Below are 14,914 nucleotides of genomic sequence, written 5' to 3'. Positions count from 1 at the left end.
TATGTTTTATGAGGCCGTGAAAGGGAATGAGCTCCACTTTCACAGCGTACATAAGTAGTTATACTTCAATAAAGAGTGAAAATCAATTATTCACCTTTATTTTTTTTAATAATTTCTTCTGAAATTGATTTAGGAACTTCTTCGTAGTGATCGAAGTGCATAGAATATGTTCCGCGACCTTGAGTGTTTGAACGTAATGCAGTTGCATAACCAAACATTTCAGAAAGTGGAACGAATGCACGTACAACTTGAGCGTTACCGCGTGCTTCCATACCTTCTACACGTCCACGACGAGACGTAATGTCACCCATGATATCTCCTAAGTATTCGTCAGGGATAACAACTTCAACCTTCATCATTGGTTCAAGGATAGCTGGGCTACATTTTGATACTGCGTTTTTAAGAGCCATAGAAGCGGCAATTTTAAACGCCATCTCACTTGAGTCAACGTCATGGTAAGATCCATCAACTAAAGCAGCTTTGATATCGATTAATGGATAACCAGCAACAACACCGTTTTGTAATGCATCTTCAAGACCAGCTTGAACTGCAGGGATGTATTCACGTGGAACTACACCACCAACGATTTTGTTCTCAAATTCAAAGCCTTTTCCTTCTTCGTTAGGTTCGAACTCAATCCAAACGTGACCGAATTGTCCACGACCACCAGATTGACGAGCGAATTTACCTTCAACTTTCGCACCAGCGCGGAAAGTTTCACGGTAAGCTACTTGAGGAGCACCAACGTTTGCTTCTACTTTGAATTCGCGACGCATACGGTCAACGATGATATCAAGGTGAAGCTCACCCATACCAGAGATGATGATTTGACCAGTCTCTGTATTAGTTTCCGCACGGAAAGTTGGATCTTCTTCTTGTAACTTTTGAAGAGCTGTAGTCATTTTATCTTGGTCAGCTTTTGATTTTGGCTCAACAGATAAAGAGATAACTGGCTCTGGGAATTCCATAGACTCAAGAATTACAAGACTCTTTTCGTCACATAGAGTATCACCAGTAGAAGTATCTTTTAATCCTACAGCTGCCGCGATATCTCCAGCGTATACTTCAGAAATCTCTTCACGAGAGTTAGCATGCATTTGTAGGATACGACCTACACGCTCACGCTTACCTTTTGTAGAGTTTTTGATGTATGAACCAGAGCTTAGTACACCAGAGTACACACGGAAGAATGTTAATTTACCAACATAAGGGTCCGTCATAACTTTGAACGCTAATGCTGAGAAAGGAGCGTTGTCGCTAGACTCACGCGTAACTTCTTCTTCTGTGTCAGGTACGATACCTTGGATTGCTGGTACATCTACTGGAGATGGTAGGTAGTCAATTACTGCATCTAGCATTAATTGTACACCTTTGTTTTTGAATGCTGAACCACAGATAACTGGGTAGAATTCAACGTCACAAGTACCTTTACGGATACCAGCTTTTAGTTCTTCAACTGTAAGCTCGCCTTCGTCTAAGTACTTCATCATTAATTCTTCGTCAAGTTCTGCAACAGCTTCTACTAAGCTTGCACGGTATTCTTCAGCTTGCTCTTTGTATTCCTCAGGAATTTCACGAGACTCTGAACGAGTACCTAAGTCATCTTCGTAGAAGTATGCTTTCATTTCCACTAGGTCAATGATTGCTTCGAACTCATCTTCAGCACCAATTGGCAACTGAATTGGGTGAGCATTTGCACCTAAACGATCGTGGATCGTTTTTACAGAGTACAAGAAGTCAGCACCAATTTTGTCCATTTTGTTAACGAATACGACACGGGGAACACCGTACGTAGTCGCTTGACGCCATACTGTTTCTGTTTGAGGCTCAACACCAGATTGAGCATCAAGAACTGCCACAGCGCCATCAAGTACACGTAATGAACGCTCAACTTCAACAGTGAAGTCTACGTGTCCAGGAGTATCAATGATGTTAACGCGGTGACCTTTCCAAGAAGCAGTTGTCGCAGCAGACGTGATAGTGATACCACGTTCTTGCTCTTGCTCCATCCAGTCCATTTGTGAAGCTCCTTCATGAGTTTCACCAATTTTATGGATACGGCCAGTATAATAAAGAACACGCTCAGTTGTTGTTGTTTTACCAGCATCAATGTGAGCCATGATCCCAATATTACGAGTGTTTTCTAAGGAGAACTCTCTTGCCATCTTAGGTATTTCTCCTTCCATATTATAATTTGTTTTTTAAAAAGTTTCGTTAAAAGATTACCAACGGTAATGAGCAAATGCTTTGTTAGCTTCTGCCATTTTGTGAGTATCTTCACGTTTCTTAACTGCAGCACCAGTGTTGTTAGCTGCATCAAGGATTTCGTTAGCTAAACGCTCTTCCATCGTTTTTTCTCCACGAAGACGAGCATAGTTTACTAACCAACGAAGACCTAAAGTAGTACGACGCTCTGGACGTACTTCTACAGGAACTTGGTAGTTAGAACCCCCTACACGGCGTGCTCTAACTTCTAGTACAGGCATGATGTTTTTAAGAGCTTGGTCGAATACTTCCATAGCTTCTTTACCACTGCGCTCTTGTACTAAATCGAATGCTCTATAAAGAATAGCTTGTGACTTACCGCGCTTTCCATCAAGCATCATTTTGTTGATTAAGCGAGATACAAGCTTAGAATTGTAAATCGGATCTGGTAATACGTCTCTTTTTGCAACAGGTCCCTTACGTGGCATTCTACTTCCTCCTTTCACTTTTAAAAGTTTATCTATTAATTGTTAAGCTATTATTTTTTAGCTGCTTTTGGTCGCTTAGTACCATATTTAGAACGACCTTGCATACGGCCATCCACACCAGCAGTATCAAGTGCACCACGTACGATATGGTAACGTACCCCTGGTAAATCTTTTACACGTCCACCGCGGATAAGTACCACGCTGTGTTCTTGTAAGTTGTGACCAATACCTGGGATATAAGCTGTTACCTCGATACCGTTTGTTAAACGTACACGAGCATATTTACGAAGAGCCGAGTTCGGTTTCTTCGGTGTCATAGTACCCACACGTGTACATACACCACGTTTTTGTGGAGAAGATTGGTTAGTTTGAGCTTTTTTGAAGCTGTTGTAACCTCTGTTTAAAGCAGGTGAGTCAGATTTTTTACCTTTACTCACACGACCATTACGGATTAATTGGTTAATAGTAGGCATTTAAATTTTCCTCCTTTCGCCTTTTGTAAGACCACACATCCAGGTGGTTCATTTTTTAGCAAAAAACAAAGTCTTTGAAACTAAAAGTTCAAAAACGTGTTAACTAATAATTGCAACAGTTGCAGCGTTAACTTCTATCCTACAAGCTTGACCAAGCTTTCGCATAGAAGGGACATACGTATACGGAACGTTTTCTTGCTGTGCCGTTTTTGCCACAATGGATGTGACATAAAAATCAGCGTCTTCAGCAATGATGACTTCCTTTACTGTACCTTTTTTTAATGCTTTCACCGTCTGCTTTGTTCCTACAATAATATGATCAGCCTGTAATACTTTTTCATAAGACATTATCATATCCTCCAAAGTAACAGGTAGTTTATAGGAGCACCTTTGATATAGTATCATTCCCTAGAATGGATGTCAACTAACGTTTTGTAGTTTTTTAAAAAAACATCCATTCTAGAGTAATGATTTTATAATTAGTCGATTGTTACCGTTTCTTCAGCTTGGTTTTTGATCGGTTCAGCATTACGATATCTCGTCATACCTGTACCAGCCGGAACTAGCTTACCAATGATAACATTCTCTTTAAGTCCAAGCAACTCATCACGTTTTCCTTTGATTGCAGCATCCGTAAGAACACGCGTTGTTTCTTGGAATGATGCAGCAGATAAGAAGGAATCAGTTTCAAGAGATGCTTTTGTAATACCAAGTAATACAGGACGACCCGTCGCTGGACGATTGCCTTCAAGTAATACTTTTTCATTTGCATCAGTGAATTGGTGAATATCAAGTAATGAACCTGGTAATACATCTGTATCTCCTGAATCCATTACGCGCACTTTACGAAGCATTTGGCGAACCATTACCTCTACGTGTTTATCTCCAATTTCTACCCCTTGCATACGGTATACTTTTTGCACCTCACGAAGCAAGTACTCTTGTACAGCCGTGATGTCTTTTACTTTTAGTAATTCTTTAGGATCAATTGAACCTTCTGTTAATTCTTGACCACGTGCAATGCGCTGTCCTTCAATAACTTTCAGACGTGCACTGTACGGAGCTGTGTAAGAACGAGTTTCAATCTCTCCTTGAACAGTAATTTCATGTTGACGATCGCGTCCTTCAGAAATGCCGGCAATTGTACCTTCAATTTCAGAAATAACGGCTTGACCTTTAGGGTTACGCGCTTCGAAGATCTCTTGGATACGCGGTAAACCTTGAGTGATATCGTCTCCAGCAACCCCACCTGTATGGAATGTACGCATCGTTAACTGTGTACCTGGCTCACCGATAGATTGAGCAGCGATGATACCAACTGCTTCACCCACTTCAACTTCTGAACCAGTTGCAAGGTTACGACCGTAACATTTTTTACATACACCGTGGCGAGTGTTACAAGTGAATGCAGAACGAATCCATACTTCTTCAACACCAGCATCCACAATTGTTTCAGCTAGGTCTTCTGTAATCAGTTCGTTTTCTTTCACTAACACTTCGTTTGTTCCTGGGTGAAGTAGTGTTTTTCTTGCATAACGTCCAATTAGACGCTCATCAAGTTTCTCAATTTCTTCTGTTCCTTCTTTGATTGCAACAGCCAGAATACCGCGGTCTGTACCACAGTCGTCATCACGTACGATAACGTCTTGTGCCACGTCAACCAGACGACGAGTAAGGTAACCTGAGTCAGCTGTTTTAAGAGCCGTATCGGCAAGACCTTTACGTGCACCATGGGTAGAGATAAAGTACTCTAATACCGTTAAACCTTCACGGAAACTAGATTTGATTGGTAACTCAATGATACGACCAGACGGGTTGGCCATTAGTCCACGCATACCTGCAAGCTGAGTGAAGTTAGATGCGTTACCACGGGCACCAGAGTCACTCATCATGAAGATTGGGTTGCGTTTGTCTAATGACGCCATTAATTTACCTTGGATAACGTCTTTCGCGCTACTCCATACAGAGATAACACGCTCATAACGCTCATCTTCAGTAATTAAACCACGACGGAATTGTTTTAGTACGTTATCTACTTTAGCTTGCGCTTCTGTTAAGATAACTTCTTTTTCTCCTAAAACCACGATATCAGCTACACCAACTGTAATACCAGCTTTAGTAGAATATTTGAAACCTAGGTCTTTCATACGGTCAAGCATTTTAGAAGTCTCAGTAATTTTGAAACGTTTAAATACTTCAGCGATAATATTACCTAAGATTTTTTTCTTAAACGGTGCGATAGCCGGTTGATTCTTGATGAATTCCTTCACATCTGCACCTTTTTCAACAAAGTACTTCTCAGGAGTTTTCACTTCTAAGTTTTCTCTTGTTGGTTCGTTAATGTATGGGAACGATTTTGGTAAAATTTCGTTGAAAACTAATTTACCAACCGTTGTAACAAGCAACTGTTGATTTTGTGCTTCTGTAAACGTTTCGTTGTTTAAAGAACCTGCATACACACCTACACGTGTATGAAGATGCACATAACCGTTTTGGTACGCTAATAGTGCTTCATTTGTATCCTTGAACACCATACCTTCTCCAACTGCCTCTTCACGCTCAAGCGTTAAGTAGTAGTTACCTAATACCATATCCTGTGAAGGTGTAACAACTGGTTTACCATCTTTAGGGTTCAAGATATTTTGAGCAGCAAGCATTAAGATACGTGCTTCTGCTTGTGCTTCTGCAGATAATGGAACGTGAACCGCCATTTGGTCACCGTCAAAGTCAGCGTTATATGCTGTACATACAAGCGGGTGAAGACGGATAGCGCGACCTTCTACAAGCGTAGGTTCAAATGCTTGAATACCTAGTCTGTGTAGCGTTGGTGCACGGTTTAAAAGAACTGGATGCTCTTTAATAACCGATTCTAATACGTCCCATACTTCAGGTTGCACGCGTTCAATTTTACGTTTTGCACTCTTGATGTTATGAGCTAAACCGCGCTCAACAAGCTCTTTCATTACGAAAGGTTTGAAAAGCTCTAACGCCATTTCTTTTGGAAGACCACATTGATACATCTTTAAGTTCGGACCTACAACGATTACCGAACGGCCAGAGTAGTCAACACGTTTACCTAATAAGTTTTGACGGAAGCGACCTTGCTTACCTTTTAACATGTGAGAAAGAGATTTTAATGGACGGTTACCTGGTCCTGTTACCGGACGGCCGCGACGACCATTATCGATTAATGCATCTACAGCTTCTTGAAGCATACGCTTTTCGTTTTGAACGATAATGCTAGGAGCTCCAAGGTCTAATAAACGCTTTAAGCGGTTGTTACGGTTGATTACACGGCGATATAAATCGTTTAAGTCAGACGTAGCAAAGCGTCCACCATCTAATTGAACCATTGGACGAAGTTCTGGCGGAATAACCGGTAGAACGTCTAAAATCATCCAAGAAGGTTCGTTACCAGAATGACGGAAAGCCTCTAGTACTTCTAAACGTTTAATAGCACGTGTACGACGTTGACCTTGAGCAGTTTTCAATTCTTCTTTCAAAGCATCTACTTCTTTATCAAGATCGATGTCATGCAATAATTTTTTAACAGCTTCAGCACCCATTGCTGCATGGAAAGTTTGTCCGTACTTCTCACGATACGCACGGTATTCTTTCTCTGATAAAAGCTGTTTCTTTTCAAGTGGTGTATCACCAGCATCTGTTACTACATAAGAAGCAAAATAAATGATTTCCTCTAGCGCACGAGGGGACATGTCTAAGACAAGTCCCATGCGGCTAGGAATACCTTTAAAGTACCAAATATGAGAAACAGGTGCAGCTAGCTCGATGTGACCCATGCGTTCACGACGAACTTTTGCGCGCGTAACTTCTACGCCGCAACGATCACATACAACACCTTTATAACGAACGCGCTTATATTTTCCGCAGTGACATTCCCAGTCCTTTTGTGGACCAAAAATACGCTCACAGAATAAGCCGTCTTTTTCAGGTTTTAACGTACGATAGTTGATCGTTTCAGGTTTTTTTACCTCACCGTACGACCAAGAACGAATTTTATCTGGCGAAGCTAGACCGATTTTCATATACTCAAAGTTATTTACATCTAGCAAGGAGCCTACCTCCCTTTTAATCTACAGGTTTTTTCCCTTAACGTTTATATGAAAGTAATTCCTTACTCTTTTGTGACAGGATCTTTTTGTCCTTCAGAAAGGCTTTCTTCGTTATCTGCAATAATTGATTCTGTTGGTTGCTCATGGTCCTCTTCTGAGTCCATGATATCAATTTCTTGCTCGTCAGCAGAAAGCATCTTCACATCCATACCTAAACTTTGTAGTTCTTTAATTAATACTTTGAACGATTCAGGTATGCCAGGTTCTGGAATGTTTTCACCTTTAACAATTGCTTCGTATGTTTTCACACGACCTACTACGTCATCTGATTTCACTGTTAAGATCTCTTGTAATGTGTAAGCAGCACCGTATGCTTCAAGTGCCCATACCTCCATCTCACCAAAACGCTGTCCACCGAACTGCGCTTTACCACCAAGTGGTTGTTGTGTAACAAGTGAGTATGGTCCAGTAGAACGAGCGTGAAGTTTATCGTCTACCATGTGAGCAAGTTTGATCATGTACATGATCCCTACTGATACACGGTTATCGAATGGTTCACCTGTTCGACCATCATATAGAACTGTTTTAGCATCACGAGACATGCCAGCTTCTTCGATTGTTGCCCAAACATCTTCCTCACGCGCACCATCAAATACTGGAGACGCAACGTGAATGCCAAGCTTACGAGCAGCCATACCTAAATGAAGCTCTAGCACCTGACCGATGTTCATACGAGATGGTACCCCTAATGGGTTTAACATGATGTCAATTGGCGTACCGTCTGGTAGGTAAGGCATATCTTCTTCAGGTAAAATACGTGAAATTACACCTTTGTTACCGTGACGACCGGCCATTTTGTCACCTTCAGAAATTTTACGCTTCTGAACAATATATACACGGACTAATTGGTTTACACCTGGTGGTAATTCGTCGCCATCTTCGCGGTTGAAGACTTTAACATCAAGAATGATTCCACCGCCGCCGTGTGGTACACGAAGAGAAGTATCACGAACTTCACGCGCTTTTTCACCGAAAATAGCGTGTAGAAGACGTTCTTCAGCTGTTAGTTCTGTTACACCTTTTGGCGTTACTTTACCAACTAAAAGATCTCCGTCTTTTACTTCTGCACCAATGCGGATGATTCCACGCTCATCTAAGTTGCGAAGCGCATCTTCACCTACGTTTGGAATGTCACGCGTAATTTCTTCAGGTCCAAGCTTCGTATCACGAGACTCAGATTCATATTCTTCAATATGAACAGACGTATATACATCGTCTTTCACAAGGCGTTCACTCATGATGATGGCATCCTCATAGTTGTAACCATCCCATGTCATGAAACCAACCATTACGTTTCGTCCTAAAGCAAGCTCACCTTTTTCCATTGAAGGACCGTCGGCTAAGATCTCACCTTTTACTACTTCGTCGCCAACTGAAACAATTGGACGCTGGTTGTAACAAGTACCTTGGTTAGAACGAACAAATTTTAATAGTTTGTATTGATCTAAGTTACCTTTAACTTTTTGTCCGTCTACTTCTTCATAGCGGCGAACAAAAATTTGTTTGGCTTCTACGCGCTCTACAACGCCAGGATATTTACAAATCACGGCTGCACCAGAGTCTTTACCAGATACGTATTCCATACCTGTACCTACGATTGGTGCTTCAGGATTTAATAAAGGTACTGCTTGACGTTGCATGTTCGCACCCATTAATGCACGGTTAGAGTCATCGTTCTCTAAGAATGGGATACATGCTGTAGCGGCAGATACAACTTGTTTTGGTGATACATCCATATAGTCTAAACGATCGCGACGGATAACCGTGTTTTCTCCACGGAAACGTGCAACGACATTTTCATCTAAGAATGAACCATCATCACCTAGACGAGCGTTCGCTTGGGCTACAACATAGTTATCTTCTTCATCAGCTGTTAAGTAGTCAATTCGCTCTGTCACTTTACCTGTTTCAGGATCGATACGACGGTAAGGTGTTTCGATGAAACCGAATTTGTTTACTTTTGCATAAGAAGATAGTGAGTTGATTAACCCGATATTCGGACCCTCTGGCGTTTCAATTGGACACATACGGCCATAGTGGGAGTAGTGAACGTCACGTACTTCGAAACCAGCGCGCTCACGCGTTAAACCACCAGGTCCTAGAGCTGAAAGACGACGTTTGTGCGTCAATTCGCCTAATGGATTCGTTTGATCCATGAACTGTGATAATTGAGAACTTCCAAAGAACTCTTTAATCGCCGCAATAACTGGGCGAATATTAATTAATTGTTGAGGTGTGATTGTATTCGTGTCTTGAATTGACATTCTTTCACGAACAACACGTTCCATACGAGATAAACCGATACGGAATTGATTTTGTAACAATTCACCTACAGAACGCAGACGACGGTTACCTAAGTGGTCGATATCATCTGTGTCTCCTACTTGATGAAGCAAGTTAAAGAAGTAACTGATCGATGCTAAAATATCAGCAGGTGTGATATTTTTAACTTCTTCTGTTACATACGCGTTACCTGATACAGTGATGATTTTTTCACCTTCTGGATCATTTGGCGCATAAATCTTAATAGATTGTAATGTAACATCGTCTTCTACTACTCCACCAACCGGGCTGTAAGTTTTGAAGTTTACTCCACCTTCAAGCATCGGAATCAAGCGATCTAGCAGACGGCGGTCAATCATTGCGCCTTTTTCTGCAATAATTTCACCTGTTTCAGGATCAACTAATGTTTCAGCTAGCTTTTGATTAAATAAGCGATGTTTGATATGAAGCTTTTTATTAATTTTATAGCGACCTACGTTCGCTAAGTCATATCGTTTTGGATCAAAGAAGCGAGATACTAATAGAGACTTCGCATTCTCAACTGTCGGTGGTTCACCCGGACGTAAACGCTCATAGATTTCTAATAGCGCTTTTTCCGTTGTTTCCGTATTATCTTTTTCAAGCGTATTACGGATGTATTCATTATCACCGATTAAATCGATAATCTCTTGGTCAGAACCGAAACCTAGCGCGCGTAACAGCACTGTTACTGGCAGTTTACGAGTACGATCAATACGCACGTATACTACATCTTTTGCATCAGTTTCATATTCTAGCCATGCACCACGGTTAGGGATAACAGTTGCTGTATATCCTTTTTTACCGTTTTTATCAAGCTTTCCACTATAGTAAACACTTGGTGAACGAACCAACTGTGATACGATAACACGCTCAGCACCATTAATTACAAAGGTACCTGTTTCGGTCATCAATGGGAAATCTCCCATGAACACATCTTGGTCTTTTACTTCACCTGTTTCTTTATTAATTAACCGCACCTTAACACGAAGAGGTGCTGCATAAGTTACATCACGTTCTTTGGACTCTCCTACTGAATACTTTGGCTCACCTAAGCTGTAATCAATAAATTCTAGTGATAAGTTACCTGTAAAATCATCAATTGGAGAAATATCTTGGAACATTTCTCGTAAACCTTCATCTAAAAACCATTGGTATGAAGCCGTTTGAATCTCGATTAAGTTCGGTAACTCTAAAACTTCACTAATACGAGCATAACTTCTGCGTTGGCGGTGGCGTCCATACTGAACTAGTTGACCTGTCAACTGATTCACCCCTCAAATCAAGCGTTATTATTCAAAATATATAATAAACCATATGTTTATTATTGAACAAAAGAAAAATGGTCTCTTTAAATAGAAAACCACAATTTCATAAAAACGTACTATTGATTTTATTAGTTTTTCCCATATAATTCAAAATTATACCTTTTATTTTATGTATAACCCGAGCTTATATGGAATATTTATATATTGGCATTTTATAATGCTAACATACTAAAAAATATTAGTCAACATTTTTTAGCACATATGATATAATACCCTTTTTTCTTGTCTACTACTTCTACTTCATTAAATAGAGATTCTAATTTCGCAAGAGCAGATGGCGCTCCTTGCTTTTTCTGAATCACAATCCAAAGTTCTCCTTGGTCAGCAAGGTGATCTAATGATTTTTCTAGAATTTCATGAACAACTTTTTTACCCGCACGGATCGGCGGATTACTAAGAATAGCTGCAAAATTCGTTTCCTTCACATTTTCATAGCAAGAGCTTTGATAGATTGAAACATTGGATACTGAATTAACTTCAGCATTTTTTTGAGCTAGTGCTAATGCACGTTCATTAACATCAACCATATGAACGTTTCTTTGGCTGTCCTCTTTTGCAAGTGCCAACCCAATTGGGCCATATCCGCACCCAACATCCAGAAGCGGGCCGGGACTCTCGGGCATTTGAAACGTTTCAATTAACAGGCGCGATCCAAAATCGATCTCTTTTTTTGAAAAAACACCGCGGTCACTCGTAAATGAAAAAGAGGTTCCTCTCAATTCAAATGAAAAGCGCTCTTCATTACTTGCAGACAATGGTGTATTGGAAAAATAATGTTCTGTCAAAATAGAACCTCCTAATCAATATGTTCTTCTTTACTATAAATGAAAAGGATGACAGAAGCAAAAAAGCTCGCTTGTACAAGCGAGCTTTTTTATATCAGTTGTTAAGCAATAATTACTTAACTTCTACAGAAGCGCCAACTTCTTCAAGTTTAGCTTTTGCTTCTTCAGCTTCTTCTTTAGAAATACCTTCTTTAAGAGCTTTTGGAGCGTTATCAACGATTTCTTTAGCTTCTTTTAAGCCAAGACCAGTGATTTCACGTACTACTTTGATAACTTTGATTTTTTGTCCGCCAGCACTTTCAAGTACTAGGTCAAATTCAGTTTTCTCAGCAGCAGCTTCACCAGCAGCACCGCCAGCTACAGCTACAGGAGCAGCAGCAGTTACGCCAAATTCTTCTTCGATTGCTTTTACTAAATCGTTAAGTTCTAAAACAGTCATATTTTTAACTGCTTCAATGATTTGTTCTTGAGTCATTGTTAATTTCCTCCTTGTGATTGTGTTATATATAACAGACTAGATTATGCACCTTGTTCTTCTTTTTGATCTGCCACAGCTTTTGTAGCAAGAGCAAGGTTGCGAATTGGAGCTTGAAGCACGCTAAGCAACATAGAAAGTAAGCCTTCGCGAGATGGTAGTTCTGCAAGTGCTTTAATTTCTTCAACAGATGCAACATTACCTTCAATTACACCAGCTTTGATTTCTAACGCTTCGTGTTCTTTCGCGAAGTTGTTTAGAATTTTAGCTGGAGCAACAACATCTTCTCCACCAAATGCGATTGCATTTGGACCTACTAACGCATCATTAAGATCTGTTAGTTCAAGTTTTTCTACAGCACGGCGAGTTAAAGTGTTTTTGTAAACTTTGAACTCAATGCCTGCTTCACGTAATTGCTTACGAAGTTCAGTAACTTCAGCAACATTCAAACCACGGTAGTCAACGACAACTATTGAGTTACTCGCTTGAAGTTTTTCAGCAATTTCGTCTACGACTTGTTTCTTTTGTTCAATTACGTTGCTCATCTTTACACCTCCTGTAGATTTCCTTCCGTACACTCAGACAAGGTGCAATAAAAAACCTCCATGACAATAAAGACATGGAGGTGTAGTAAGCGAACCATAACGTTTCACTAATTTATCTCACACACCTCGGTAGGGAATTAAGCTTTGCAGCACCTACTGTCTACGGTACAAATGTTATTCTTTTTAACAACATTATCTATTATAATCAGGGACTTTCAAAAAGTCAACACCGATTTATTTCCAAATTTATTAAGCAGAGAATGAAGCAGTATCAACTTTGATACCAGGGCCCATTGTTGAAGTAACAGCTACGTTCTTCATGTATGTGCCTTTTGCTGCTGCCGGCTTAGCTTTTACCATAGTTTCGAAGATTGTAGTGAAGTTTTCAACTAACTTGCTCTCTTCGAAAGATACTTTACCGATTGGTACGTGGATGTTACCAGCTTTATCAACGCGGTATTCTACTTTACCAGCTTTGATTTCGTTAACTGCTTTTTGAACATCAAATGTTACTGTACCAGTTTTAGGGTTTGGCATTAAACCTTTAGGTCCTAATACACGACCAAGTTTACCAACTTCACCCATCATGTCTGGAGTAGCTACGATTACATCGAACTCGAACCAACCTTGTTGGATTTTGTTGATGTAGTCAGCATCGCCAACGTAGTCAGCGCCTGCAGCTTCAGCTTCTTTAGCTTTTTCGCCTTTAGCGAATACTAATACACGTTGAGTTTTACCTGTACCGTTTGGTAGTACTACTGCACCACGAATTTGTTGGTCAGCTTTCTTAGGGTCAACTCCTAAACGGAATGCTACTTCTACAGTTGCATCAAATTTAGTTGTGTTTGTTTTCTTTACTAATTCAATCGCTTCTTGTACTGAATAAGTTTGTGTACGATCTACAAGCTTAGCAGCTTCAACGTACTTTTTACCTTTTTTAGCCATTTTTGTTTCCTCCTTATGTGGTTTTAACGGAATAACCTCCCACTAATAAAGGTTGCGAGCATAGGAAAACTTCCATTTCTCGCAACCTTCTAACACCCAATCAAATGGAATTAGTCTTCAACTACGATTCCCATACTGCGCGCTGTACCTTCTACCATGCGCATTGCAGATTCAACGCTAGCAGCGTTTAAGTCAGGCATTTTAGTTTCAGCAATCTCACGCACTTTGTCACGCTTGACTGTTGCAACTTTATTACGGTTTGGTTCACCAGAACCAGACTCAATACCAGCCGCTTTCTTAAGTAGTACAGCAGCAGGTGGAGTTTTCGTAATAAATGTAAATGAACGGTCTTCAAATACCGTGATTTCAACAGGAATGATAAGACCAGCTTGATCAGCTGTGCGAGCGTTAAACTCCTTACAGAAACCCATGATATTAACACCGGCTTGACCTAATGCAGGACCAACTGGTGGCGCTGGATTTGCTTTACCTGCAGGAATTTGTAACTTAACAAGTTTAATTACTTTTTTAGCCACGAGACACACCTCCTTAAGTCCGTGATGTGGTAATAGGGCGATGCCCTCCCACTCAATGTTCTTTATATATAAAATAAAGAAATAGTTGTTTTAGTCTCTAGTTTTGAGACATACTGACTTATGAAATATTAACATTAAACTTCATGAATTGCAAGGTCTTACAGATTATATTTTTTCAATTTGTGTAAAGTCTAGCTCTACTGGCGTTTGTCTTCCGAACATATCCACATGAACCTTAACTTTACGTTTATCTGTATCGATTTCTTCAATGGTACCTTCAAAGTTTGCAAACGGACCTTCTTGAACCAATACTGTTTCTTTTAGTTCAAAGTCAAAGTCAGCATGCTTCTCGTCCATGCCCATTTGTTTTAAGATCATTTCTACTTCTTCTGGTAGAAGAGCAGTTGGCTTTGATCCAGAACCTGCTGAACCTACAAAGCCCGTAACGCCAGGTGTATTACGAACTACATACCATGAATCATCCGTCATGATGATTTCAACTAACACGTACCCTGGAAATACTTTTTTCTTTGTAATCTTTTCTTTGTTGTTCTTAATTTCTCTTTCTTCTTCTTCAGGAACAACAACGCGGAAAATTTTATCTTGCATACCCATTGTTTCTACGCGCTTTTCTAAATTTGTTTTTACTTTATTTTCATATCCAGAATAAGTATGGACTACATACCAATTTTTCTCCATT

General features: G+C 40.2%; 12 protein-coding genes and 1 other annotated feature. All 12 genes read right to left on the bottom strand.

Annotation, left to right across the window (positions count from 1 at the left end):
* Positions 1 to 86: 86 nt before the first annotated feature.
* Positions 87 to 2,165: an elongation factor G gene (gene fusA, locus AC3WJG_RS24575; RefSeq protein ID WP_028410367.1), complete on the bottom strand. Its 2,079-nt coding sequence runs from the start codon at positions 2,163 to 2,165 to the stop codon at positions 87 to 89.
* A gap of 57 nt (positions 2,166 to 2,222) precedes the next feature.
* Complete coding sequence (gene rpsG / locus AC3WJG_RS24570; protein ID WP_013054923.1) at positions 2,223 to 2,693, bottom strand: 30S ribosomal protein S7; 471 nt, start codon at positions 2,691 to 2,693, stop codon at positions 2,223 to 2,225.
* Between the two features lie 50 nt (positions 2,694 to 2,743).
* Positions 2,744 to 3,166, bottom strand: a complete 423-nt coding sequence (rpsL, locus tag AC3WJG_RS24565; RefSeq protein WP_013054922.1) for a 30S ribosomal protein S12 — start codon at positions 3,164 to 3,166, stop codon at positions 2,744 to 2,746.
* Positions 3,167 to 3,265: 99 nt separating this feature from the next.
* Positions 3,266 to 3,514 carry a 50S ribosomal protein L7ae-like protein gene (locus AC3WJG_RS24560; RefSeq protein ID WP_013054921.1) on the bottom strand — a complete coding sequence of 83 codons (249 nt, stop codon included), beginning with the start codon at positions 3,512 to 3,514 and terminating at the stop codon, positions 3,266 to 3,268.
* Positions 3,515 to 3,645: 131 nt separating this feature from the next.
* The gene (gene rpoC / locus AC3WJG_RS24555; protein WP_013081369.1) at positions 3,646 to 7,239 is read right to left on the bottom strand and encodes a DNA-directed RNA polymerase subunit beta'; all 3,594 of its coding nucleotides are present in this window, start codon (positions 7,237 to 7,239) and stop codon (positions 3,646 to 3,648) included.
* A 62-nt stretch (positions 7,240 to 7,301) separates the two neighbouring features.
* A complete protein-coding gene (gene rpoB / locus AC3WJG_RS24550; protein ID WP_013081368.1) occupies positions 7,302 to 10,865 on the bottom strand; it encodes a DNA-directed RNA polymerase subunit beta in 3,564 nt (1,187 codons plus the stop codon).
* A gap of 245 nt (positions 10,866 to 11,110) precedes the next feature.
* A complete protein-coding gene (locus tag AC3WJG_RS24545) occupies positions 11,111 to 11,713 on the bottom strand; it encodes a class I SAM-dependent methyltransferase (RefSeq protein ID WP_028410366.1) in 603 nt (200 codons plus the stop codon).
* 112 nt (positions 11,714 to 11,825) lie between these two features.
* Positions 11,826 to 12,188 (bottom strand): 50S ribosomal protein L7/L12, encoded by a 363-nt coding sequence (rplL, locus tag AC3WJG_RS24540; RefSeq protein ID WP_013054917.1) that lies wholly within the window; start codon positions 12,186 to 12,188, stop codon positions 11,826 to 11,828.
* Between the two features lie 44 nt (positions 12,189 to 12,232).
* Positions 12,233 to 12,733 (bottom strand): 50S ribosomal protein L10, encoded by a 501-nt coding sequence (rplJ, locus tag AC3WJG_RS24535; RefSeq protein ID WP_013054916.1) that lies wholly within the window; start codon positions 12,731 to 12,733, stop codon positions 12,233 to 12,235.
* A 40-nt stretch (positions 12,734 to 12,773) separates the two neighbouring features.
* Positions 12,774 to 12,917, bottom strand: a sequence feature (ribosomal protein L10 leader region).
* A gap of 65 nt (positions 12,918 to 12,982) precedes the next feature.
* A complete protein-coding gene (rplA, locus tag AC3WJG_RS24530; RefSeq protein ID WP_013054915.1) occupies positions 12,983 to 13,678 on the bottom strand; it encodes a 50S ribosomal protein L1 in 696 nt (231 codons plus the stop codon).
* Between the two features lie 110 nt (positions 13,679 to 13,788).
* The gene (rplK, locus tag AC3WJG_RS24525; protein WP_013054914.1) at positions 13,789 to 14,214 is read right to left on the bottom strand and encodes a 50S ribosomal protein L11; all 426 of its coding nucleotides are present in this window, start codon (positions 14,212 to 14,214) and stop codon (positions 13,789 to 13,791) included.
* A 165-nt stretch (positions 14,215 to 14,379) separates the two neighbouring features.
* Positions 14,380 to 14,913: a transcription termination/antitermination protein NusG gene (gene nusG / locus AC3WJG_RS24520; protein WP_013054913.1), complete on the bottom strand. Its 534-nt coding sequence runs from the start codon at positions 14,911 to 14,913 to the stop codon at positions 14,380 to 14,382.
* Position 14,914: the final 1 nt, after the last annotated feature.

The sequence above is a fragment of the Priestia sp. FW507-14D1A genome, from assembly GCF_058781295.1.
The sequence above is the reverse complement of the archived record's forward strand: the minus strand, read 5'-3'. Positions and strand labels throughout refer to the sequence as shown.

What these genes read in the sequence shown, in the direction of transcription:
- fusA (WP_028410367.1), bottom strand. Translation starts at nt 2,165, where the DNA reads ATGGCAAGAGAGTTCTCCTTAGAAAACACTCGTAATATTGGGATCATG.
- rpsG (WP_013054923.1), bottom strand. Translation starts at nt 2,693, where the DNA reads ATGCCACGTAAGGGACCTGTTGCAAAAAGAGACGTATTACCAGATCCG.
- rpsL (WP_013054922.1), bottom strand. Translation starts at nt 3,166, where the DNA reads ATGCCTACTATTAACCAATTAATCCGTAATGGTCGTGTGAGTAAAGGT.
- AC3WJG_RS24560 (WP_013054921.1), bottom strand. Translation starts at nt 3,514, where the DNA reads ATGTCTTATGAAAAAGTATTACAGGCTGATCATATTATTGTAGGAACA.
- rplL (WP_013054917.1), bottom strand. Translation starts at nt 12,188, where the DNA reads ATGACTCAAGAACAAATCATTGAAGCAGTTAAAAATATGACTGTTTTA.
- rplJ (WP_013054916.1), bottom strand. Translation starts at nt 12,733, where the DNA reads ATGAGCAACGTAATTGAACAAAAGAAACAAGTCGTAGACGAAATTGCT.
- rplA (WP_013054915.1), bottom strand. Translation starts at nt 13,678, where the DNA reads ATGGCTAAAAAAGGTAAAAAGTACGTTGAAGCTGCTAAGCTTGTAGAT.
- nusG (WP_013054913.1), bottom strand. Translation starts at nt 14,913, where the DNA reads ATGGAGAAAAATTGGTATGTAGTCCATACTTATTCTGGATATGAAAAT.